The following is a 23,328-nucleotide window of genomic DNA, read 5'->3' as shown; positions in this document are numbered from 1 at the left end:
TTATCACAAGACTATCCGACGAAACTTAAGAAAAGCTTAGGAAATCCTTCGGAATTGGTGAAAGTTGAAGTTCTCTTTAGCGAATCTTAAGTTTGAGCAACTAAGCTATGTGATATTAAGCACTAGCCAAAGGTCTATTTATGAATGTGTTACTGATTGAAGATTCTGAATCCCTGCGTCGCAGCTTAACCTTAGGGCTCTCTAAACTGGGTTTTACGGTAGATGATACGGCGGATGGTTCTAGCGGTTTGAGTATGGCGCTGATGGATCACTATGATGTAATTATTTTAGATATTATGTTGCCCAGTTTGGATGGCATAAGTGTGCTTAAAGCGCTAAGACAGCAGAAGAATGACACTCGAGTGTTGGTGTTGTCAGCAAAGTCACAACCTGAAGACCGAGTGCTGGGTTTATTAAGTGGTGCAGACGACTATCTCGCCAAGCCCTTTTCGTTTGATGAGCTGCATGCACGGCTATTAACGCTAATGAGAAGAGGGGCATTTAAACAAGATGGTGATGAAATCGTGCATGGCTTTTTGACCATTGACTTGCAGCTAAAGTCGGCGTTAATTGCAGGGCAGCAAATAGACTTAACACCCAATGAGTATAAAATTTTGGAATGTTTGTTTACTAATCAAAATAAGATTATTACACCAGAAAAATTGAGCACTTATATTACCGGCAATTTCGATAGCGTATCGAAAAATGCCATCGAAGCTCACCTTTCTTCGCTACGTAAAAAGGTTAAAGCGTTGGGTCAATGCTTGCCAGTTAAAACTAAACGCGGGTTTGGATATTATGTTGAGCAACTACTATGAAGTCGATCCGAGGGAACTTAGTTAGCACATTATCAATTACCATCACAGGTGTTGTAGTCGCCATTTTACTCGCTACAGATTTGGCTGTTGACTCTTGGATTGACTCACAATTCGACAAAGCGATGCATACAAAAGTTGGCATGCTGATGACGTTAGTCTCTGAAGATGAAGATCATCTTGAACTGCACTTTTCCGGTGAGTTTTTACCTGAATTTACTGGCAATATCGAGCCCGAATATTATCAAATCTGGTTGAACGACCGAGTTTTTGCACGCTCTGACAGCTTAGATCTTTTTTCGCAACACGAGTTACCTTATTTGTCGTTATCACTTGGCGAAAGTAAAGTGGTAAATGAAACCCTGCCAGATGGTCGTGCGGGACGGATCATATATACCCGTTTTATTCCGCAGATCCATACCCTAAAAGGGGAAAAAAAATCTTTTGACGACGAACTTGTTATTGCCTATGCGGCCTCGTCGGAGGGATTGGACTTTATTCTTTGGCTCATTGATATCGTTTTTATCGTGACTATTGTATGTGTTGTGGTGTTTATTCGTGTCTTTGTGCGCAAAACGGTCGATGTTGGTCTCGCGCCGTTGAATAGCATGAACGCTCAGATAGCCAAACTAAATTTCTCTAAAGATTCAGACACCATAATATTAGAAAAGCCTGTCTCTGAGCTATTACCCGTTGAGCAAAGCCTAAACCGTTTTATTGTTGAAAACAGACAATTGTACTTGCGAGAAAAGCGCCTAACCTCAGATATTTCGCATGAATTAAAAACGCCCATTACGGAGCTTATTAATTTGGCGGAAGTTATTTCACGCTTCCCGGAAGACAATGAACTGGCGGATGACTTTGTGCCAGAAGTATTAAGAATAAGTCAGCGGATGAAAAACATCGTCACCAACGTCATGTTGTTACATAAATACGAGCAGATAAAGCTACCTAAAGACGATGTTGTTGATGTATTGCAAGTCATCAACCGTTCGATTGGTGAGATAGCATTTGATAATGTTGAGATTCAGACAACTTGCTCCGAATGTCCAATTCAGACCAACTTAATGGCAGTCGAGAGCATCATTGGTAACTTACTGAAAAATGCCAAGCGCCACCGAGTACTGGGTTCTGAAGCACTTATCGTTGTTGAAAAGGGGGCGACAAATGGGATAAATGTTCGAGTGAGCAATCAGGTTTCCGGCGAGCTCGAAAACGTGAATTTAGCACAATTATTTGAACCACTATGGCAAAGCGACCAATCGAGAAGCGCGAATGATTGCTTTGGCTTGGGCTTGCCTATTGCTAGGGCCTTTGCTGAAGCCATTGACGCGGAACTCACTGTTGCGTTGGAAGCGAGCACCATCACCTTTACATTGACCCTTTGAAGCGCTATTTAAAAGTGAGTTTCCACTGATAAACCAAGTTCCCAGCTGTCAACTTCAGGGTAGTTACTTAATGGTTTAGTAAAGTCTATATGCACTACGTTTTCATTACTTGAACGGGCGGAATATAAACGAACTCCGAGCCCTACACTACCTAGCATTTTATTGCTTATATTAGGATGTTGTATATTCCCGGATGCTTTTCCCATATCAACAAAGCCAACGAATCCTAAATCAACAAGCTGATAAATATTAATGTTAGGGTACATACGGAGCTCGAATGAAGATTTGACCGTTTGCGTACCTTGTTGATAGCTTTGTGGGAAGCCACGGATCCCTTCTTCTCCACCGAGTGCAAGAGGACGCTCGGCAAATTCCTTGTTTTGCCACGCAGCAATGACATCAGCATAAAAAGCAAAACTATCGCTCCAGCGATAATTTACCTTTGCAGCGAGAGTAGACCATACTCTATCACCTTGCTGCGTACCGATTTGGGCATTGGTTGATGCTTTAAATCGGTATAAGACATCATCATTAAATAGCCATGCTTTATTGGCTGAAAACTCCCAAATTGAGCCAACTCCATCCGCTTCGGTATCAATACCTGTTTTGGCCGCAAGTGACCATCCGAGGTTGAAATCTTCACTGTGATTGATTAAGTCTACGTCCTGCAGCACGATATAATTATCTTCGATATATTGAAGACTTATCCAAGGCGCTAACAATTTGAAGTCATAAAGGTTATCCCTTATGGCTAAGTTTGGCTCGTCATAGCTGACATCTTGGTAATCGACACCAGCTATCCACCTAAGTGTGGTGGTGTTGGTTTGCTGCCATAAACGGCCATAAGCAAACTGCGCAGATGTACCATTATATCGAAACTGACTTTCTGTTTGACCGTTATGATAGATAGAAGTCGTTTGGTCTTGTGCATTAATATAAGCTCTATATAACAAAGAGCTGGAGCGCTGATAGAAAGGTTGATAAATGTCAGTCATAAATATTTGACCGTCATCATAATCATCTGCTTGCACTGTTATCATGGCATGTGGTTGCCATGGCGCAGGCATTTGCAACACGGTATGGTAACCGGAACGTTCATGGTCAGATTTGTATTTTACGGATGCCCTAACGCCATACCCTAACAAGTTTTCTTCTTTAAACCCCAAACTTAACTTATTGTTTCCACTACTTCGGCCAAAGTTGACACTGGGCAGCAAACTCCAGGTGTCCCACGTTTGCACTGATATTTTCTGTGGCTCGCCACTGCTGCATGGCTTGGCGTAGTTGATTTTCGCCTCTCTGATGTATTTTTTAGCGCGCAAGATCCGCTCAGCCTCTAAAATATCGGCCTCGCTGACTAGGTCACCAGCCTGAAAAGGGAGTTGAGAAGCGATAGTCGCATCTCGGGTTTCTATATGCAGCCAGTTTACTAAGTCATGGAAAGAGGTCGTTTCTGGGTCGTCCGGATTAAAAATAGGGTTTGAGTTTATTTCGATAGACTCAATCTTGATGTTTTTCTCTTGGCTCGCTTTATCTGTCTGTCGAGCCATTTTATTACTATGTTCAGCTTTATTATTGCAAAGGGCGTCGATGCTAAATGGGTCACCAGCAAACGCAGGAGTGATTGAAGTGACTAACACGAATACCGCAACGGTTTTGGCTGGCATATATGCTCCAACTGAAAAATATCAAGCTACGTTGAAAACATATATGCCAATACTTAAGAAAGGCTTAAGAAAAATTAAAGAATGAATTAATCGCCAATGTATGTGAATTTTTCATGATTGAGTTTTGCCTTTACGAACAGAGTTTACAGTTCCCCGGTAAATAAGCGTCGATGCGTTTTTCTTGCATACTCATCAGACATGCCACCAAGATAGTCCGCTAACACACGCATTTGCTGCGTTTCGTCGGTTGCATGCTGGTATAATGTTTGGGTTGTATACGGCAATAATCGCATCGGGTCACTAGCAAAAACTTCAAATAAATCAATAAGCAGGTTTTGACCACTAAACTCAATTTGCTGCATTTTAGGTTCACGAATTAATCTTTGATATACGAACACTTTTAATACTTGTAGGATCTCCTGAAATTCGGGTGCCATCTCAACGGTAAAATGAAGTAGGGCGGAGTCAAAATCTGAGTCTTGAACGGTGAGTTTACAATGCACAATAAACAGGTTGACGAGTTCACCTATGGTATCTTTTCGATTAGATTCATCTTCTGAAAATAAACTCTCGCTCACGCGCGGTAAGTTTTGCTTTAACCAAGGTGAGTCTAACTTTTGCAATTCAGGCAGAGCAAAATCATGCCATGCTGCCTCGTTAAGGGTCTCGGTTGCTATCGCATCTTCTAAATCATGAACTGCATAGGCGATATCATCGGCATATTCCATAATGGCGCAATCTAACGATTTAAACTTAGTCTTGCGACGGAAGGTGTCTTTTACCTCGGTTTCTTGCAGCTTTATTTGGTCGTTTTGAGAAAATGGCGAGAGGATCCAATCAAATACCGATTGGTCGCATTGATAAATGCCTTTTGCAGGCAGCCAATCACTGGACAATATGTATTTTCGACTTTGTGTTTGCGTTGGTTGGTGATACCAAAGTGTGTCGATTAATGCAGGGTATTTAATAAAACCTAATAAGGTGCGGCGCGTTAAGTTCATGCCATAACCTTTAGTGTATGGTTCCAGTTTGGTGACAATGCGCAAGGTTTGAGCGTTTCCTTCAAACCCTCCGTGATCGCGCATAAGGTAATTAAGCGCGATTTCTCCACCATGGCCAAAAGGCGGGTGGCCGATATCATGCGCTAGGCACAAAGTTTCAATAAGACTTGTTGAAGGAAAGTGTTCAAATTCAGGGTGTTGTTTTCTTAAATGGCGTAGTAGACCGCTGCCTATTTGCGATACTTCCAAAGAGTGTGTTAGACGAGTCCGGTAAAAGTCGTTGACGCCGATTGCCATAATTTGGGTTTTGGCTTGCAAGCGCCTAAAAGCCGCGGCATGTATGATCCTAGAACGATCTATTTGCCATGCTGAGCGATTGTCGTTAGGGCGGTTTTTTTGCTGCGATAGCAGACGCTGCTGCCAAGCGTTAGACGTCATACTTCTGTTCCTTTTTCTTTATATCTCAAACTCGTCTAAACTATGTACGATAACTGAACGAAAATTCGCGTTTAATTGCGGCTTTTGATATTATCAGCCGCTATTTTTGAATACTGTTATTTTGGCGCAATTTATCAACGCTCTATCAAACTATAGTAACAGAATAAAACTGTTATTGAGCGGGCTTGAGAAAAGTTCTTAGAGACTTAGGGAAAGAGACTCCGTTTCCAGAACAACGCCACTGCGAGGAGAAGTATGCAAGCTAAACTGATTAAACTCATTGTTGCCCTAGTGACCATTTGGGCGTTAATTTATCCTTTTATCCAAGATAAAAGTCCTCAAGATTCTACTTTAGATCAAGAGGATACGAGTGCTGAGGTTGTACCTAAGGTGCCGGAAAAGCCACTCCATAGTGTAAAGCTACCCAATTTTTCAGCCATTCGTGACATTAAGGAAAAGAAAACGGCGTTTTTCGACTTTATTAAACCGCACGTAGAAGCCGAAAATAAACAGATCTTAGAGCAACGGGCAACGCTTGAAATCGCTCTGATGATGGTGCAATTTGATGAAACGCTAACACGCAAACAAATAGAAAAGATTGCGATGATTTTCACAAAGTATGATTTAAAAGGCGAAGCCATTAATGAATCTTCGCTCAAAAGAGCATTGCGCCGAGTGGATATTATTCCTAAAGAGCTGGCGCTGATGCAAGCTGCTAATGAATCAGCCTGGGGTACGTCACGGTTTGCACGAATTGGGTTAAATTTTTTTGGTCAATGGTGTTACACCAAAGGCTGCGGTATGGTGCCTAAGCGGCGAGAAGATGCGGCCGATCATGAAGTTAGAGCATTTCAGTCGGTAAGAGCCGCGGTCAAGTCATACTTTAGAAATATTAACACCAATGATGCATACAGGGAGTTGCGTTCGGTACGAGCAGAGCTGCGAGCTCAAAAAGCGCCGATTGACGCGACAGTATTAACAAGTGGTCTTTTGAGTTATTCAGAGCGTGGTGAGGACTACGTGAACGAACTTAACGATATGATAAGGCATAACCGAGCGTATTTTGATGAAGAGTAAGATTGTACTTGTCCTGATAATGGCACTTTGGAGTGCGATAGCCTCAGCTAAAGCAGTCACCTTTGCATATGACAGCTTTTACGACAGGCTAAAAGTGGTAAGTAAAGGCGAGTTTGAGTTTGCACGTGTGGGTTTTTACCTTGTTGATACAGTAAGTATGCAAGCCTGTAAAATCACGACGGGTAATATTGTGACCGAGGAAGCGAGTTTTCCATTGTCGTACACTGATGAAGCGCAGCTATTGCTGCCATTTGATAAAGAGTTGGACAAAAACAAAGCAAAAGTAGTGATTGAAACGAAGGGCACAAACTCGGACTGCCAGCTAAAAATGCAGATTGAAGCTGAGTTATTTAACACGACATCTTTGAGCAAAGCTGACCTTTATAAAATGCAACAGGAATTTGAAGAGCTACTGGCTGATCTCTCTGGCTTTTTTATTAAAAACTTGCTGTCATTTTTGCTGCCTGAGCAACAAGGGGTTATTGTGACCTTTGGCAGAAGTCAAACCGTCACCGACGCTACAATGAAGTGTGAGTCGCAAGTCTGTCAAATCAGCGTCCCGAAGACGTGGTCAAACGACAATACACATTTTGCAGACTCTGTGAATATAAAATCAGTGCAACCTTGGCTGGCACTATAATTAGCCCATCATTATATAAAGTAACGTCTATAGACTTTAGTCGGAGCTATTCAGACTAACGAAATTCGTTAGACGTTACTTCACCCTTGCATTTCTTACAGATAAAACCCTCTCTCATCACTATTAATCCTTCTTTTGACAATAATTCATACCGGCAAACAGCGATATCTATTCGTCGTGAATTTCTGCCATTAGACCCCCAAAATGGAAACTTAATGTTAAATAAATGCATTGTTAAAGTTGCTTCGGTATGCTAATAATGGCTGGATTATTAAAAAAACTACAGTGTAATTATCAACTTAAGGGGAAACAGGATGACCTATAAATTACCACTCAGTGCGCTCTCTATTGCCGTTTTAATCGGCATGAATCAACAAGTTAAGGCTGAAGAAACGAAGCAAGTTGAACGTATTGAAGTGACCGGTTCTCACATTAAAAGAACAGATTTAGAAGGCCCGTCACCAATCCAAAGTTTATCAGCTGCTGATCTAGCTTCAACGGGATCAACGGACCTTATTGGCGCGTTGCAAAAGCTGCCGGTATCGGGTACTGGTACTTTTAGTACGCAAGGTAACTCCAGCGATGACACAGCAAATGGTGGCTCTAGTGTTGCTCTAAGAGGGTTAGGGGCATCATCGACGCTTGTATTAATCAATGGCCGCCGCGTTGCGGTTAGCCCATTTGCAAAAGATATCGAAACATCATTTGTGGACTTAAATACCATTCCGGTGTCATCGGTTAAACGTATAGATATTCTAAAAGATGGCGCCTCTGCAACTTATGGTTCTGATGCGGTAGCGGGTGTTATTAACATCATTCTTCGTGATGATATCGACGGTTTTGAAGTTGCAGGTAAAATCTCAGACACCGCAGATGGTGGTGCCGAAGAACAAAACTTTACTCTTCTTTGGGGGTCGTCAACACAAAATGGCCACCATAATTTCTCACTCGATTATTTCAAACGTGGTCACTTAACGTATGCAGATCGTGACTATACGGCATCTGCTGATCAGCGTTTTCGTGGTGGTAATAACTCATTAAGTTCTGCTGGTGTTCCTGGTAGTGTTGAAGTGATGAGAAGCATGTTAACAGACGAGCAGTGGGCGAGATTACCTGTAGTTCGTGTTGAAGACGATGGCACTCAGGTAAGACAGACTATCTTTACGGACGTATGGGGTAATGATAAATGCGATCCTGCTTTAGATATTGGTGATATTTGTCGCTACGACTACGCGCCACACATGACCGCAATTCCATCGACAGAGCGTATTAGCTTTAACTATAACGGTGTACAAGAAATCACCGACGGTATTGAAGGTTTTGCAGAAATTTCGGCACAGCACTCTACAACTTTCATTCAAGGTGCAGGTAGTCCAAGCTTTACAGAGCTATTTATGGATGGTGATAACCCAAATCACCCATTGTTTAACGATCCAGACCATTTCTTACATGGTGTAGATATTTCAATGCGTCGTCGTACGGTTGATATCGGTAACCGTAAAAAAGATGTTGATTCTGAATACTACCGCGCCGTCCTTGGTGCTCGTGGTGAGTGGAATGCGTGGTCTTGGGAAGTTGCATATTCTGCTATTCGTTCAAGTGCAGTTGAAAAGGGTTTTGATGGTTTCCCTAACAAGCTAAGAGCGCAGCAAGCGATTGATGAGGGTCTTTGGAACCCATTTGAACCAAGCACGAACACAGAAGCCGGTCTGGCGTTTTTTGAGACCACGACTACGCGTTATGGTGCATCAACCATGCAATCATTAGACGGTACCATTTCAGGCGAACTGTTTGAATTGGGTGCAGGCTACGTTGCTGCAGCGTTTGGTTTCGAACATCGCTACGAGAAAATCGAAGATAACCCAGATAGTCAATACATCAGAGGCGAAATCTTTGGTACAGAAGCAACACAAGCTAATGGTGATAGAGACAATACTGCGCTATTCGCTGAGTTTAGTGTGCCAGTACTGGATAATTTAGAGCTACAACTAGCGCTACGTTATGAAGACTATAGTGACTTTGGAACAACAACCGATCCAAAAGTGGCATTTCGCTGGACACCAATTGACAGTGTTGTAGTTCGAGGCTCTTGGGGAACTGCATTTAGAGCACCTTCTCTTGTGCAGTTACATCTAGGTAGAACTGACGAATCCCCCAGTGTGATAGACCGCGAGCGTTGTCGCCAAACTGGCGCTGATGATGATTGTAGCCCATATGAATACACCGCGATTGTGTCTGGTAACAAAAACCTACAACCAGAAGAGTCAGAAAACTACAACTTAGGTGTTGTGTGGCAAGCGACTGATGACTTTAGTATCGGTGTGGATTACTGGAACTATGATCAAGAAGATCTTATCAAGAAGATTGGTGCACAAAAGTTAGTTGATTGTTGTGGCACTGATCCTAATTTGGTGGTACGTGCGCCTAATCAAGGTAGCACACTTGGTCGTATTCTGACTATTAACGACACCTTTGTTAACATTGGTGGTCGTGAAACTGACGGTTTCGATGTCAACTTAGCCTACGCATTAACTACACGTGAAATGGGTGAGTTTAAGTTCAATTACAACTTAACTTACGCACTTAACTTTGAAGAGCAGTCATTTGAAAGTGACGATCAAGGTAACACATTCAATGTTGCAGAAGATCTCAATGGAGAATACCAGCATCCACAGTTCCGTTGGACCGCAGGCATGGACTGGGCCAAGAACGATTGGCTTGCAAATATCAGCGTAAACTATGTCGATTCGTATAAAGACCTTGCCGATAGTGATGGCAATAAATATGAGATTGATTCATGGACTACCGTTGATACAAGCGTCAGTTATATTGGCGTAGAAAAGCTGACAGTAACACTGGGTGCGTCTAACTTGTTTAATGAGGAAGCGCCGCTTGCTCCTTCAGAGTCTATGGGAATTGACAATAAAACGCACAGTATCCTTGGTCGTCAAGTATACGTGAAGTTTGCATACCAATTCTAATACGTTAACGTTTATTAAGATGAAAGCCGCGCTTTATAGCGCGGTTTTTTTTATACCAATTCGCTTAATTAAGTGGTCTAGCTTTGAGGTGGAGAGGCTTATCGGTAACTCCATGTCCAAATCCTGCAATAACTATGCATAGGCACGGAGAATCTTCTGCTTAATCTTATTCTGTACCTAGGAAAAAGTGGCAATGAAGAAAATGTATGGATAGCAGATATGTCGATAGAAGGGTATTGAGTTGGCTTATTGAGGAGAATAACGCAGCTATTATAACTAGCTGCGTTATTGATATTTACGCTTTTGCTTTAGAAGTGGTTTCTTCCAGTTCTCTTGCTGCATCAGGGTCGTTGAAAACATCAATATCAAATTCGTTTTCAGATTTAGCGACAGCACAAGTTACCATACAGTCACCAGTGACATTAACTGCTGTTCTTGTCATGTCTAGTAGTCTGTCTACACCAATGATAAGCGCGATACCTTCAACTGGCAATCCAACTTGGTTAAGCACCATTGCAAGCATGATCAAACCAACGCCAGGCACACCTGCCGTACCAACTGAGGCAAGAGTAGCAGTCAAGATAACCATGAGATAGTCGTTGATCGTGAGGTCTACGCCAAATACCTGAGCGATGAAGACTGTTGCAACACCTTGCATGATAGCTGTGCCATCCATATTAATGGTTGCACCCAGAGGGATTGTGAAAGAAGCGACTGAGTTATGTGCACCTAGCTTCTTAGTCGCAGTCTCTAATGTTACAGGCATAGTCGCACTTGAACTCGAGGTACTAAAGGCAAACATACATGCGTCTTTCATCTTCTTCAGGAAGATGATTGGACTCAAACCTGTTAACAGCTTAAATAAGATTGAATAGTTAATGAATGCATGAATTAGCAGTGCTGCCAGCACCACCATAAAGTATTTGCCGAGCTCGGCGATTAACCCCATGTCGATGGTTGTAAACAGCTTAGCCATCAAACAAAATACGCCATATGGTGCGACATTCATCAATAAAGTCACTAACTTAAGCACTATTGTATTGAGATCTTCAAATACAGATGCTAGGCGAGCACCGGCATCTCCGCTTAGTGCCATAGCAATACCAAATAGCAGCGCAAAGACGATGATTTGAAGCATGTTACCGTTGGCCATCGCGTCAATTGGGTTAGTCGGGAACATGTTGATTATAACTTGCACAAGTGTCGGCGCTTGCTTTGCATCAAATGACGCGCTGCTTGGAATTTCAACGCCACCGCCCGGTGCAATGAGTAGTGCGAGCGTGATTGCAACCGTGATTGCGATTGCTGTTGTAATGAGATACAAACCAATGGATTTACCACCCAAGCGACCTAATTTCTTTGGGTCACTAAGGCTACATGTGCCACATACAAGGGAGATAAACACTAAAGGAACAACAAGCATTTTTAAGCTTGCAATGAAGATTTGCCCACCTATGTGGAATAAACCGTCAACGAAAAAACCTTTAATGGGGAGGTCAAAGAGACCTAAAGGAATGAGTATTTCTTTATTCTTACCTAGGATGGCTTGAAGAGTGAGGCCTAATACAACACCCAACACCATGCCTATCATAATGCGCGCCGTTAGGCCCATTTTTTGATTTTCTGACATTGTCCTAACACTATGTATCTTAAAACTGCTAAAGCTTAACAGGCTTGGCGCAGATGAACAGCATTTCACGACAGAAAATCTACCTAATCTAATAAAAAATTGTGATTTTATCGCTAAAATTGAGTTACTATTGAACAATAATAAAATTAACTTAGCTAGGGAGATAGGTGAATGCCCTTGATGCGCTATTATAGCATACTGATGCTAGCATTCTTACTGACCGCGTGCGGTGGCGGCGGCAGTATCCAAAAAGATACAGATAATGGTAATGGTGATGATGGTAGCGATGGTACTTATGCCATTACGCTTTCAGGAGCGGATACTAGTGGTAATTCAACGAATACACTTTCATCTTCATCTCCTCTAGTAATCACTGCCACATTAACAAAAGATGGTAGCCCTCTGGCAAATAGTCGAGTCGTTTTTGAGAGCGACGAATTTGCAACCATGGAACCCAGCTCAGGGTCTGTGCTTACAAATACTGAGGGTAAAGCGTCAATTACGTTAAAAGTAACGGCTACTGTGGGTGCTGGACGTATTACGGCGACTTACACTCAAGGTGATAATAGTGCAACGAGATCTTTTGATTTTACCTCTCAAGGTGGTGGTGATGACGGCAATGTGACCGCGTCAGCAAAACTTGAGGTCATGTTATTAAGTAAATGTCCTGCAGGTTGGGATGATAGCCGAAATCAGGCAATGATAGATCCAATTGCTGCTGGGTGTACTCGCGTCAATCAAGTATCGTCAAACGAGACGGCTGATATATTCATCAAAATGACATCTAGCCAAACTGGTGATGCTATTGCCAACGCGTTAATTAGCGCTGAGACTACTTTAGGGGCTATCTTACCATCGACAGGCACCGCGTTAACGGATTCTTTTGGTATTGCAATCCTAAAGTTTCAGCCTGGTAACCAAGGTGGCGCAGGTACTATTACCGTAAACTCTCCAGACTATGTTGATGTCACTCAGGCTATCAACTTTAATGTTGGTGTTGCTCAGTTGAATGTTACGATTGACAATGGTTTGGTTGATAGTAATGGAGTTCAACAAAAGCTTTCCGCAGGTGGAAGTACGGTTATTACTGTGACGTTGAAGGATCAGAATGGGGCATTAATCAATAGTGCTGTTGAAGTTGCATTTAGCTCAGCTTGTTCCGTAGCGACCCCTGCGCTTGCAGAATTAGATGAAACGGTAAATACCTCCAATGGTATCGCCCGCTCTACATACCGTGCTAAAGGTTGCCAAGGCGAAGATAGAATTTCTGTTACTATCCAAAACGGCAGCTCTCCAATAAACCAAGAAACGATTATTGAAGTGGATAGCGCGCTTGCACAAGCGGTACAGTTTTTACCTGAAGAAGATGGGTTTAATCAGTTTATTGCTTTACCCCCTGGCGAAGGCGGTTTACCAACCCAATCTGTTGTGAGCTTTAAACTGGTAGATGAAGATAACCTTGCAATTCCACGAGCGCGAGTCGACTTTAGATTGTCGGATGAGCAAGGTCTAGCCTCGCTTACACAAATTACCGGAAACACCAATGCAAATGGTATTGTAAGAACAACGGTTAAGTCTGGTATTGTGCCAGGTCCGCTCGTTGTTAGTGCGTGTTACATCCCAGAAGAATCTTACGTGAATTTACCTGAGGGTGATGCGATTACCTGTTGGACGGATATCGCCAAAGCATGTAATGATGCAGATGCATCAAACGACGATGTCCGCTGTCCCGCAGGTGTTATGCATACAATCCCATTAAGTGAGCAGATATTTGGTGTATCGTCAGGATTAATTTTAAGCTCAGGTGTCACCGATCAGGATACCTTTGACGCTTCCCCTGTTACATTCAATACCAACTCGCTTAATTATAATGGGGTAACAACAAATATTACCTTGTTCTTTGGTGATCAATTCAATCAGTTTAATGCTGATGGCGTTGCTGCAACTGTGATTGCTGAAGCCGGTGCTATTGGTAGTACTGAGTCTGAGGACACTTACGATTGTAGAACGAATAATGCTGCTTGTACTGTGGTGTGGCGTAGCCAAGGAGATAGACCTTTCTATGAATATCGTTGGGGTAACCGCATTGGTGATATAGACGGTAATGTGAATACCTTTGAAGCGGTAGCTCCTAGACTAGCAGCTACATTATCAAATACTCAAAAGCAAAGCTCAGCTAATTGGAACTGTGACCCATATTTTGGTAGTGCTGCACCATGTATTAATGGCATGCTAAGACAAAAAGACGCTTCGTCGAACGATGGCGCTACAACTGCACTTAGACGAATTGTTATGGGTGGGCGTGTAAGTGTGTTGGCTTTTGTTAAAGGCCAAGAAAATTTCAGAGATGAGCAATCTAGCGGTGGAGTAGAGCGCCGTAATGGTCGGTTCGACATTGGCGAATATCGCCAAGAGTTTGACCTTACAGAAGCATTCCTAGATACCAATGAAAATGGTCGTTTTGATAAAGAGAATTGTGATTCTGCTGCAAACACAGGACCTTGTTCTCCAACGGGAACTGTAAATGGCGGTCATGACGATTGGTGGGTGGATAGCAATAACAATGGTCGCTTTGATTTTGATATCGATGGCAACAATATTTATGAAGGGGACGGCAAATATAATGGTTTGCTTTGTTCAGAAGCCGCCGAAGCCGCAGGAGAATGTACTAAAGAGCTAGTTAATGTTTACAGACAATTTGAATTGATAATGTCTGGCGATAATGCTTTTGTGCGGTTTACAGTGCCGGCTTCGCTTGCTGGTTCTAATTCGTGTCCAAGTGGGAATGGCTTAGTGCTTGAACCATCTGGAGTAGACGGTGTGTGCGACCTCGCCAGTGTAGATTTCACGGCGGCAGGCAGCCCATCAGCCGTTCCTATTACAATTTATTTCACTGATGAGTTTGGTAATCCACTTCCAGCGGGTACAGAAGTCGAGATTTCAACAAATAACGGTGAGCTAACCAGTGGAAGTGTGTCTGGCACCTTAGGGAACTATACAAGTGATAAGCCAAACTTCTTCAACGTTACTTTGGCGAGGGAAGCTGAGCCAAACAACAAACTTTCTGGCGTATTAGGGATCAAATTTACTTTCCCAGCTTTGGGAGATGATGATGACGAACGAAAGACACAATCAATCGGAATAAGCGTTACAGACGCTGGATAATTCAACAAATGCCAACTTTCGGGTTGGCATTTTTGTTTCTATTCCTTTATATTCCCGTGCCTTAACCTTATATATATGAATGCGTCCCTAAATTGGCTGAATATTGTACATAAATTGGATAATAATTCGGTGATCAGGGAAAAGTTAGTATTTTTAGCTTGTAACAATAGGTGTTTGTAGATATACCTATAAGTAATTTAACGCCCAAGTAAGGGCAAACATCAGACAGAATCGGTCAAAAATAGGCAGCTATGGGCAAATCGCTAGTAATTGTAGAGTCTCCCGCGAAGGCAAAAACAATCAATAAATACCTCGGCAAGGATTACATTGTTAAATCCAGTGTAGGCCATGTTCGAGATCTTCCTACCTCAGGGGCAGGTAAGACGAAAGGCTTGGCAACTAAGTCGCCAGCTGAAGTACGTAAAATGTCACCTGAAGAAAAAGCGCAATATAAAAAGCAAAAAGATTATGCAAATTTAGTTGCGAGGATGGGGATTGATCCTGAGAAGGGTTGGGAACCGCATTACGAAATTTTGCCGGGTAAAGAAAAAGTAGTTCAAGAACTACAGAAACTTGCTGAGGATGCTGACCATATCTATCTCGCAACCGATTTGGATAGAGAAGGGGAAGCCATTGCTTGGCACCTTGAACAGATCATCGGTGGCGATGAGAGCAAATATAAGCGTGTGGTCTTTAACGAGATCACCAAAAACGCGATAACCCAAGCGTTTGAAGCGCCTGGCGACCTTAACACCGACATGGTATATGCGCAGCAGGCGAGACGATTCCTTGACCGAGTTGTTGGCTTTATGGTGTCCCCGCTGCTTTGGCAAAAAGTAGCAAGAGGGCTATCGGCAGGTCGCGTGCAATCTGTTGCTGTGAGATTACTTGTTGAGCGAGAGCGTGAGATTAAAGCGTTTATTCCAGAAGAGTTTTGGGATATTCACGCCGATGTTAAAGCAACAAAAGATGATATTCGTCTAGCGGTTACTAAGTTTAAAGGCGAAGCATTTAAGCCAGTAAATAAAGCGCAGGCTGATACTGCCGTACAAGTGCTTGAAAACAGTGCTTACGAAGTAGTCAAGGTTGAAGAAAAGCCAAGTAAGAGTAAGCCAAGTGCGCCATTTATTACCTCGACAATGCAGCAAGCGGCAAGTACTCGTTTAGGCTATGGCGTAAAGAAAACCATGATGTTAGCGCAGCGTCTATACGAAGCGGGTTACATCACCTATATGCGTACGGACTCGACGAACCTATCAAACGATGCGTTAGAAATGTGTCGTGGCTATATCGATAGTGAATTTGGTAGTAAGTATCTTCCAGAATCACCACTGCGTTATTCCGCAAAAGGCAACGCACAAGAAGCGCACGAGGCAATTCGTCCTTCTGATGTGACGATCTTATCAGGTCATTTAGACGGCGTAGAGGCAGATGCTAAGAAGCTCTATGAGCTTATTTGGCGTCAGTTTGTGGCGTGTCAAATGATGCCCGCAGAGTATGACCTAACGACGCTGACCGTCGCCGCGGAAGATTACACGTTAAAAGCGAAAGGGCGCGTGCTACGTTTTGATGGTTGGACACGTGTACAACCGGCTGTGCGTAAGAAGAATGAAGAAGAGCAGGCGCTTCCTAGTGTTTCAGTTGGCGACAAGCTTGATCTTATTGCGATTGATCCTAAGCAGCACTTTACTAAACCACCAGCACGTTTCAGCGAAGCAAGCTTAGTTAAGGAATTAGAAAAGCGTGGTATTGGTCGTCCATCTACCTATGCAGCTATCATTTCAACGATTCAGGACCGTGGTTATGTTCGAGTTGAAAACCGCCGTTTTTACGCTGAAAAAATGGGCGAGATCGTAACTGACAGACTCGTTGAGAATTTCAACGATTTAATGGACTTTGACTTTACCGCCAAAATGGAAGGTCGCCTTGATGACATCGCAGAAGGCGAACGTTTGTGGACGCAGGTACTTGATAAGTTTTACGCCGACTTTTCTAACCAGCTAGAAATAGCCGCTGGCGATGAAAGTGAAGGCGGCATGCGACAAAATGTGATGGTTGAAACAGACATCGATTGTCCCACATGTTCACGCAAAATGGGTATTCGTACTGCTTCTACAGGGGTATTCCTTGGCTGTACAGGCTATAATTTGCCGCCAAAAGAGCGTTGTACCACCACAATTAATCTAGTGTCTGGTGATGAAGCGGTTGCCGCGGATGCGGATGAAGAGGCGGAAGCTGAATCGCTGCGTCATATGAAACGTTGTCCAATTTGCGAAACGGCAATGGACTCATACCTTATCGATGAAACGAAAAAGCTCCATGTATGTGGTAATAATCCCGCGTGTAAGGGCTATGTCATTGAAACAGGCGCATTTAAGATCAAAGGCTACGATGGACCACTAATTGAGTGTGACAAGTGTGGTTCGGATATGCAGCTTAAATCTGGCCGTTTTGGTAAGTATTTTGGTTGTACAAATGAAGACTGTAAAAATACACGTAAGCTATTGAAAAACGGTGAAGCTGCGCCACCGAAAGAAGATCCAGTTCCGCTTCCGGAACTAGAATGCGAAAAGTCAGATGCGCATTTTGTGCTTCGAGATGGCGCTTCAGGTATTTTCTTAGCGGCGCACACATTCCCGAAATCACGTGAGACAAGAGCCCCGAAAGTATCAGAGCTAAAACGCTTCAGAGATAGAATTTCACCTAAATTCTATTATCTGGCTGATGCGCCTGAGCAAGACTCAGATGGTAACCCTGCGATTGTTCGCTACTCTAGAAAAACCAAGACACAATATGTGATGACAGAAGTGGATGGTAAAGCGACGGGTTGGAAAGCGACATATAGCAATGGTAAATGGGTAGAAGAAGAGAAAACTACCAAGAAAAGGAAAGCTTAACGACTAGCCAAACATCGATAGGTGTCTTCAGATGCTATGGATATTTTGTCTAGAATGTTATTGAAAATAAAAGGCCGCTCAACACATTGAGCGGCCTTTTTCATCATGAATGCCATCACTTAAATAACCTGAGGTTTGGATAAGGAATGTTCCAACTCATTGTTGCTAAAGCACAACTTAGTTTTCTCCTTGTCTAGCCAGAGAGTTTTAGGGAAAACAAGGCGAATTTACGCACCAATAGCTGGCTATTGGAAGTGAATTCAACGCAGTTAGCGCTAAAACTGGCTGCTAGAAAGGCATTAATTATCCGCAGCTCAGGTTAAATAAGCGAACTGGTATTATTTAATGTTTACGTCTTTGACTTTTTGATAGCCAGTTGCTTCTAGCTCGTCGTTAACGCAATTCAAAACATATTTTTTCATCTCAGATGCTTGTACATCATCATCTTTTGCCCAATCAAGGCACATTTGAGTTAACTCTTGAACCAAATCTGCAGGCGCGACTGGTAACTCTTCATCGGCTTGTACTTGTACACAAGCAAAAAGAGATAGAGCGATTAATGATGAAACTAAGGTTTTCATTCGTGTTACCTGTTAGTTGAAAGAACAAGCATGTTTTAAAGCAAAATTTAAAATAAGGAAAACGAATTTATTTTCTCTTAAAGAGCAGAAAATTGATTCAAATTTACGTCAATAAATAGTGAGAAATATAAGCGTTGATGCTACATTTATAGGTTCAGTTAAACTAACTAAAGATGGTGAAAATCAAAAACATGGAGCAAGAAACTAAGTCCGAGAATGAGCAATTTAATCGTTATGAACATCTCTTAGAAAGAACCTTATTTAAAGGAAGATGGTTGTTAGCGCCGTTCTTTGTTGGCCTACTACTCGCGATTGTGTTGCTGTTACTGAAGTTCTTTAAACAGCTTTATGTGATGACCATCAGTGCGCTTACCGCGACAAATCAAGAATTACTCATTGGTATCTTAACATTGGTTGATACGGCTTTACTGGCTGGGTTGTTGATCATCATCATTTTTAGTGGCTATGAAAACTTTGTTTCCAAGCTTAATGTCGAACCACAAGAAGACAAACCGACTTGGATGGGGAAAGTTGGCTTCTCAGGGCTTAAAATCAAGCTGATCAGCGCCATCGTAGCGATATCTGCGGTAGAGTTGCTCAAGGTCTTTATTCATTCTCAAGATTTAACCAGTGAGCAGCTTGCTTGGAAAGTAGGCATACATATTACTTTCGTGATCTCTGGGGTGTTGTTTTCGGTCACCGATTTTATTAATAGTCGAACCCACTCACATTAAATAGAGTAGCTGTAAAAGGAGTGATAATCGACTTAGCTCACTATCACTCCTCTATTCTAACCAGCACAGTCACCGGTGGTCCAAGCGCTAGCGCTACGCCTCTACGAGCGAGCCCTTTCTTATACCAATTGAATTAATTCTCTAATCAATTTGAAGGGTGAAATAGCATATTAGCTTCGTTAAAAATTTCTCATTTAGAACAACTAAATAGTAAAATTTTTGCCTTGCTACTAAAGCTATTTCCCCGCTTCAAGATAGATCATTTACTTAATACAACTGGTATTAATCAAACTTCTTATTACTGTAAACAAGCAGTGAGGTTGCTATCGCAACGTAACCTAATAATAGATATACGGTGGTTGCTGATTGTTCGTGATTTAACAGGTAAGATTTAAATGCACTATGCAAAATAACTACGAACATGCAGGAAAGCGACAATGTAAGGGCGCTTTTAATCATGCTTCCTAGCGCTATGCAAAGAACAAATCCCGCGATAGAGCCTGTAAATATCACTAAGTAGAAAGCCACAGTCTCGAATGTGGAAAAGAAGCTACAAGCTAGCAATATTAAAAGTTGAAACAAGGATAGGCAAAACCCAAGTTTAACCGCAGAGGCGTGGTAAGCCTGCTTTATTGCTTTAAGGCTTGAATAGATAGGGAGTAGGTATAGTTGATCCCATGTCATTTTTGTTTGTAGTTTGGACCAACAGACAAAAATAGCGACCATCAGAACAAGCATATCGGTAAAGCCGATAACAAAATGGAGTGTGACACCAAAAAAGCCACTTGCGACAATGGCTAATAGCCCAGAGACAAGCAATATCTGACAGGTTTGTATCAACAGATTACCCGCAAAATAGCTCATTGGCATAAAAAATTGTCTAAACCCCTGAGTGAGGAAATCTGGTGCGAAGGTATTGCTCGGAAGCCACCCCGTTTGAATATTATTTATGTAGGTTTGATATGCCAAATGATGCCATTGGCAGTGATGGGTTCGTGTCACTAACAGGTAAGTTCCCATTACTATAAGGGGGATAGCAAGCAGTGCTAAAATTTGGGGGGTATCGCCAAAAAACATAGCGAGCACGAGTACGAGCATAAAAATGTAACTATTATGTCTGAAATACACACTATTTCGAAGACATAGCAAAAAGAAGCTACCGCCAAAACTCGTTGCAAATAACATGGCATAGGCAACTTCAGATGCGGGGCGGTTGAAAAGAGCAAGGGCATTGAGTAGGTAGCCAATGATCAGAATTACCAAACCTTGCAAGTATATGTGCTGTTTAATTGCTGGGAACAGTAAGGCGCTTTCCTGTGCTTGCAACTTCACTAGTTGCCAACAAAAAGCCATCCAAAAAGCGCTGATTGAAAAGACCAAACTAAATGCTTGTATATTTTGATCTTCTATCAAGGTTAACAAAGGTGAAGCGATAGACGCTAAGGCCCCTGGAATGAAAAAATTTGCTGAGCCGCACTCTCGCAGCCAAAACCCGGAAAATCCGGTCCACCAATTGCGCTGAGTTAATGTACTCATGCGTGTAGCTCCACAAAGAGCTGCTCAAGGTTGCTATGGCTTTGCTGTAGGTCTGCTGACCAGTTTGCACTGTCGTGAGCTTGATAAATGCTAAAACGTTCAGATTGATGAAGTACGTTTCCGGATGGCAGTTTGCTTGTAAGATGATGTGGTACAAGCCTAATTTGTTCTTTTAGTGTATCTAATTCGCCAGTAACCAAAACCTTACCATCTTTAATAATGGCAATGTGACTCGCAACGCGCTCAACGTCAGATGTAATATGCGAGGAGAAAAGTACACCAGAGCCGGACTCAAGTGCTAACTCGAATAAGTCCGACATAAATTCTCGGCGTGCAATGGGGTCGAGACTTGACACTGGCTCGTCAAGGATCAGTAACTTAGGTCGGTACGACATCGCCATTATCAGCGCTAAGCTTTGTTGTTGGCCAACAGAAAGGTTACTTACTAGCTTGTTTTCGTCTAACTCGAAGCGAGAAAGCCATTCTTGCTCAAGTGTAATATCCCAATTTGGATAAAAGCTGCGGTGCAGTGCGAGGGCATCTTTGACTTTAAAGCCTTGATAGCCACAGGGCTGTTGTGGCACATAGCCAATTTGGCTTTTGCACGTAGGGCTCAGCTCGAGGTTGCTACTATTGAGGCAGCTAACCTCACCACTATTTTGTTCGATTAACCCAAGTGCAATCCGCAGAAGTGTCGTTTTACCGGCCCCGTTTCGTCCTAGTAAACCCATAACCATGCCAGGTTCAATAATAAGATTTATGTCTTCAAGAACCGGCTTGTCGGTAAATTGTTTATGGATTTTAGTGAATTGTAGTAGTGGGCTTGTCATTATTCTTGTCCCCAATTTTTATCAATCAATGATATCAATTCAGTCTTACTGATCCCAAGCTGTTTCGCATCACTAATTAAAATATCTAGGTTTTTATGGAGTAGATTATCGGTCTGTTGTGTTGTTTGCTGCTGTACAACGCGTGTCGGCTGGCCGCGTCTTCGTTCAAGCCAACCTTGATCGACAAGTTGCCCGATAGCCCGAGAGACGGTCATCGGATTTACCGAGAAGTGTTCAGCTAGCTTTCTTACAGAAGGTAGCTCTTCTCCGGCTTGTGCTTTACCAGACACAATTAAACGCACTATCTGATCAAATAGCTGCTTATAAATCGGCTCTGCGCTGTTGGGGTTGACATGAATAAGATCTAGCATTACTCTAATTCTACTGTATTAATACAATAATACACTGATACACTCACTTAAAGTTAGCATACTGACCGTGAGTCAACAAGGAAATAACTATGAAAAAGCCATTTAAGTTTAAGAAAAGCTTAGTAAAGCTAGCGCTGCTTCCTCTCGTTTTAGGAACTGTGCTGCCATTACAAGCGGCAACATCAACCGCTGAATTATCCGCTTGTTATGCAAAAGGCCTGAGTGACAGAGCGCAATGCGGAAAAATCTCGCAACCATTAAGTGAAACCAAAACAGAACAAAAAATTGATATTCATTTTATGGTTATTCCTGCAATAAAGCCGCTTTACCCACAAGAAGCGATTATTGCGTTTGCAGGGGGACCTGGACAATCTGCCACCGAAATTGCAGCAAACTTTGAAAGAATTCTTAAATACGCGAGAGAAAATAGAGACATTATACTTGTTGATCAACGGGGAACTGGAAAGTCCAATCTATTGCAATGCGATATGGATAATCTTGAGCAACAGTTTGCGCTAAATGATACCTTATTGGGCCTCGATTTTTACAAAGAAGATGCCCTTAAGTGTAAAGAAAAACTAGACACAGATCTTTCCGACTATACGACGGTTGCAGCTGCAAAAGATTTTGATGCGGTAAGAGTCGCGCTTGGTTATAGCAAATTACACCTATATGGTGGCTCATATGGAACACGCATCGCACTTGAGTATATGAGACAGTTCCCTGATAGTGTTGCATCGGCCGTATTAGATGGTCTTGCGCCCAATAACCAAAGTTTAATGGCGATTGGTGGCGCGATAGAAGATTCATTGAACGCCCTTTTTGCACAATGTGAGGCCGATAAAAAGTGTGCAAATAGTTATCCGAATTTAAAGCAGCAATGGCAAAGCTTGCTTAATCAAGTAGAGCAAACGCCGATAGAAGTTTCTGTACTTCACCCAAGAACCAGCAAACCGCTTGCAATGACGATGACCAAAATGAAGCTATTTAGCGCGATTAGGATGGCGCTTTACTCTCATTCCTTCCGTGCATTGGTGCCGCTTGCGATTAGTGAAGCGACTAACGGTAACCTTGCTCCACTTGTTGGCATGATGGCACCAAGTGAAGACGGTCTGGGATTGGCCATGGGGATGCATCAGGCGATTGTATGTGGGGAAGATTGGCCACGATTAACGGCTGCGGACAAAGCCAAATATAGTGAAAACTATATGGGTGAGATGATGATCACAGGACTAGATGCGACGTGCCCAATTTGGAATGTGAGCCCGGTGCCAAGTAGTTACTATGAACCCGTTGCGTCAGATATTCCAACCTTACTGCTTTCTGGCGGATTAGATCCAGCAACGCCAGCTAAGTGGGCAGAAGTTGCGATGGAAAAACTAAGCAATGCCACGCACTTAGTTGCGCCAACGGCTACACATATTGTCGCAGGGCAAAGCTGTGCTAATAAGCTTATTGCTAAGTTTTACGATGAAAAGACAGTGGGAGACTTTGATACTAGCTGTCTTGAAGAAGATACACGCAAACAATTCTTTATGAACATCAATGGCCCAGCAACTGCTAATAAGGAGTAACTC

General features: G+C 42.6%; 16 protein-coding genes. 9 read left to right on the top strand and 7 right to left on the bottom strand.

Annotated elements, in window-relative coordinates; translation table 11 throughout:
- The first annotated feature begins 140 nt into the window (after nucleotides 1-140).
- Both GSF04_RS15550 and GSF04_RS15545 read left to right on the top strand, forming a co-directional pair.
- A complete protein-coding gene (locus GSF04_RS15550; RefSeq protein WP_102056982.1) occupies nucleotides 141-818 on the top strand; it encodes a response regulator transcription factor in 678 nt (225 codons plus the stop codon).
- A complete protein-coding gene (locus tag GSF04_RS15545; protein WP_211857787.1) occupies nucleotides 815-2,203 on the top strand; it encodes a HAMP domain-containing sensor histidine kinase in 1,389 nt (462 codons plus the stop codon). The genes GSF04_RS15550 and GSF04_RS15545 overlap by 4 nt, the downstream gene beginning before the upstream one ends.
- Nucleotides 2,204-2,211: 8 nt before the next feature.
- Here the strand turns inward: GSF04_RS15545 and GSF04_RS15540 are convergent, their stop codons facing one another.
- Nucleotides 2,212-3,870, bottom strand: coding sequence for a hypothetical protein (locus GSF04_RS15540; RefSeq protein ID WP_211857785.1), 1,659 nt, complete (start codon nucleotides 3,868-3,870; stop codon nucleotides 2,212-2,214).
- Nucleotides 3,871-4,013: 143 nt separating this feature from the next.
- Nucleotides 4,014-5,309, bottom strand: a complete 1,296-nt coding sequence (locus GSF04_RS15535) for an anti-phage deoxyguanosine triphosphatase (protein WP_211857783.1) — start codon at nucleotides 5,307-5,309, stop codon at nucleotides 4,014-4,016.
- A gap of 255 nt (nucleotides 5,310-5,564) precedes the next feature.
- Between GSF04_RS15535 and GSF04_RS15530 the strand changes: the two genes are divergently transcribed.
- The 3 genes from GSF04_RS15530 to GSF04_RS15520 all read left to right on the top strand — a co-directional run bounded on the left by GSF04_RS15530 (nucleotide 5,565) and on the right by GSF04_RS15520 (nucleotide 10,007).
- Nucleotides 5,565-6,386 (top strand): glucosaminidase domain-containing protein, encoded by an 822-nt coding sequence (locus GSF04_RS15530; protein ID WP_130126151.1) that lies wholly within the window; start codon nucleotides 5,565-5,567, stop codon nucleotides 6,384-6,386.
- Entirely contained in the window at nucleotides 6,376-7,026 is a 651-nt protein-coding gene (locus GSF04_RS15525) for a DUF2987 domain-containing protein (RefSeq protein WP_211857781.1), read from the top strand. Before GSF04_RS15530 ends, GSF04_RS15525 begins: the two co-directional genes overlap by 11 nt.
- A 314-nt stretch (nucleotides 7,027-7,340) precedes the next feature.
- Entirely contained in the window at nucleotides 7,341-10,007 is a 2,667-nt protein-coding gene (locus GSF04_RS15520; protein WP_211857779.1) for a TonB-dependent receptor, read from the top strand.
- A gap of 295 nt (nucleotides 10,008-10,302) precedes the next feature.
- Here the strand turns inward: GSF04_RS15520 and GSF04_RS15515 are convergent, their stop codons facing one another.
- Entirely contained in the window at nucleotides 10,303-11,637 is a 1,335-nt protein-coding gene (locus tag GSF04_RS15515) for a dicarboxylate/amino acid:cation symporter (RefSeq protein ID WP_211857778.1), read from the bottom strand.
- Between the two features lie 201 nt (nucleotides 11,638-11,838).
- On the opposite strand from GSF04_RS15515, the gene GSF04_RS15510 reads away from it, so the two are divergent.
- Both GSF04_RS15510 and topA read left to right on the top strand, forming a co-directional pair.
- Nucleotides 11,839-14,802 carry a hypothetical protein gene (locus tag GSF04_RS15510; protein WP_249122389.1) on the top strand — a complete coding sequence of 988 codons (2,964 nt, stop codon included), beginning with the start codon at nucleotides 11,839-11,841 and terminating at the stop codon, nucleotides 14,800-14,802.
- A 251-nt stretch (nucleotides 14,803-15,053) separates the two neighbouring features.
- Complete coding sequence (gene topA / locus GSF04_RS15505) at nucleotides 15,054-17,699, top strand: type I DNA topoisomerase (RefSeq protein WP_211857776.1); 2,646 nt, start codon at nucleotides 15,054-15,056, stop codon at nucleotides 17,697-17,699.
- Between the two features lie 338 nt (nucleotides 17,700-18,037).
- On the opposite strand, the gene GSF04_RS15500 is transcribed toward topA, so the two are convergent.
- Nucleotides 18,038-18,280: a hypothetical protein gene (locus GSF04_RS15500; protein ID WP_010373953.1), complete on the bottom strand. Its 243-nt coding sequence runs from the start codon at nucleotides 18,278-18,280 to the stop codon at nucleotides 18,038-18,040.
- Between the two features lie 173 nt (nucleotides 18,281-18,453).
- On the opposite strand from GSF04_RS15500, the gene GSF04_RS15495 reads away from it, so the two are divergent.
- Complete coding sequence (locus tag GSF04_RS15495) at nucleotides 18,454-19,014, top strand: TIGR00645 family protein (RefSeq protein ID WP_017219099.1); 561 nt, start codon at nucleotides 18,454-18,456, stop codon at nucleotides 19,012-19,014.
- Between the two features lie 282 nt (nucleotides 19,015-19,296).
- Here the strand turns inward: GSF04_RS15495 and GSF04_RS15490 are convergent, their stop codons facing one another.
- From GSF04_RS15490 to GSF04_RS15480, 3 genes are read right to left on the bottom strand one after another with little or no spacing between them, the layout of a single operon-like run.
- A complete protein-coding gene (locus tag GSF04_RS15490; RefSeq protein ID WP_211857775.1) occupies nucleotides 19,297-20,550 on the bottom strand; it encodes a hypothetical protein in 1,254 nt (417 codons plus the stop codon).
- Nucleotides 20,547-21,380 carry an ABC transporter ATP-binding protein gene (locus GSF04_RS15485; RefSeq protein ID WP_211857774.1) on the bottom strand — a complete coding sequence of 278 codons (834 nt, stop codon included), beginning with the start codon at nucleotides 21,378-21,380 and terminating at the stop codon, nucleotides 20,547-20,549. Before GSF04_RS15485 ends, GSF04_RS15490 begins: the two co-directional genes overlap by 4 nt.
- Nucleotides 21,380-21,751: a GntR family transcriptional regulator gene (locus GSF04_RS15480; RefSeq protein ID WP_211857773.1), complete on the bottom strand. Its 372-nt coding sequence runs from the start codon at nucleotides 21,749-21,751 to the stop codon at nucleotides 21,380-21,382. Before GSF04_RS15480 ends, GSF04_RS15485 begins: the two co-directional genes overlap by 1 nt.
- A gap of 89 nt (nucleotides 21,752-21,840) precedes the next feature.
- Here GSF04_RS15480 and GSF04_RS15475 point away from each other — a divergent pair, with 89 nt between their 5' ends.
- Complete coding sequence (locus tag GSF04_RS15475) at nucleotides 21,841-23,325, top strand: alpha/beta hydrolase (protein WP_211857772.1); 1,485 nt, start codon at nucleotides 21,841-21,843, stop codon at nucleotides 23,323-23,325.
- The last annotated feature ends 3 nt before the right edge of the window (nucleotides 23,326-23,328 follow it).

It is taken from the genome of Pseudoalteromonas sp. A22, from assembly GCF_018141345.1.
Lineage (GTDB): Bacteria > Pseudomonadota > Gammaproteobacteria > Enterobacterales > Alteromonadaceae > Pseudoalteromonas > Pseudoalteromonas maricaloris.
The sequence above is the reverse complement of the archived record's forward strand: the minus strand, read 5'-3'. Positions and strand labels throughout refer to the sequence as shown.

Excerpts from the sequence above, each read along its gene's own strand:
- GSF04_RS15550 (WP_102056982.1), top strand. The coding sequence starts at position 141 with ATGAATGTGTTACTGATTGAAGATTCTGAATCCCTGCGTCGCAGCTTA.
- GSF04_RS15545 (WP_211857787.1), top strand. The coding sequence starts at position 815 with ATGAAGTCGATCCGAGGGAACTTAGTTAGCACATTATCAATTACCATC.
- GSF04_RS15540 (WP_211857785.1), bottom strand. The coding sequence starts at position 3,870 with ATGCCAGCCAAAACCGTTGCGGTATTCGTGTTAGTCACTTCAATCACT.
- GSF04_RS15535 (WP_211857783.1), bottom strand. The coding sequence starts at position 5,309 with ATGACGTCTAACGCTTGGCAGCAGCGTCTGCTATCGCAGCAAAAAAAC.
- GSF04_RS15530 (WP_130126151.1), top strand. The coding sequence starts at position 5,565 with ATGCAAGCTAAACTGATTAAACTCATTGTTGCCCTAGTGACCATTTGG.
- GSF04_RS15525 (WP_211857781.1), top strand. The coding sequence starts at position 6,376 with ATGAAGAGTAAGATTGTACTTGTCCTGATAATGGCACTTTGGAGTGCG.
- GSF04_RS15520 (WP_211857779.1), top strand. The coding sequence starts at position 7,341 with ATGACCTATAAATTACCACTCAGTGCGCTCTCTATTGCCGTTTTAATC.
- GSF04_RS15515 (WP_211857778.1), bottom strand. The coding sequence starts at position 11,637 with ATGTCAGAAAATCAAAAAATGGGCCTAACGGCGCGCATTATGATAGGC.
- GSF04_RS15510 (WP_249122389.1), top strand. The coding sequence starts at position 11,839 with ATGCTAGCATTCTTACTGACCGCGTGCGGTGGCGGCGGCAGTATCCAA.
- topA (WP_211857776.1), top strand. The coding sequence starts at position 15,054 with ATGGGCAAATCGCTAGTAATTGTAGAGTCTCCCGCGAAGGCAAAAACA.
- GSF04_RS15500 (WP_010373953.1), bottom strand. The coding sequence starts at position 18,280 with ATGAAAACCTTAGTTTCATCATTAATCGCTCTATCTCTTTTTGCTTGT.
- GSF04_RS15495 (WP_017219099.1), top strand. The coding sequence starts at position 18,454 with ATGGTGAAAATCAAAAACATGGAGCAAGAAACTAAGTCCGAGAATGAG.
- GSF04_RS15490 (WP_211857775.1), bottom strand. The coding sequence starts at position 20,550 with ATGAGTACATTAACTCAGCGCAATTGGTGGACCGGATTTTCCGGGTTT.
- GSF04_RS15485 (WP_211857774.1), bottom strand. The coding sequence starts at position 21,380 with ATGACAAGCCCACTACTACAATTCACTAAAATCCATAAACAATTTACC.
- GSF04_RS15480 (WP_211857773.1), bottom strand. The coding sequence starts at position 21,751 with ATGCTAGATCTTATTCATGTCAACCCCAACAGCGCAGAGCCGATTTAT.
- GSF04_RS15475 (WP_211857772.1), top strand. The coding sequence starts at position 21,841 with ATGAAAAAGCCATTTAAGTTTAAGAAAAGCTTAGTAAAGCTAGCGCTG.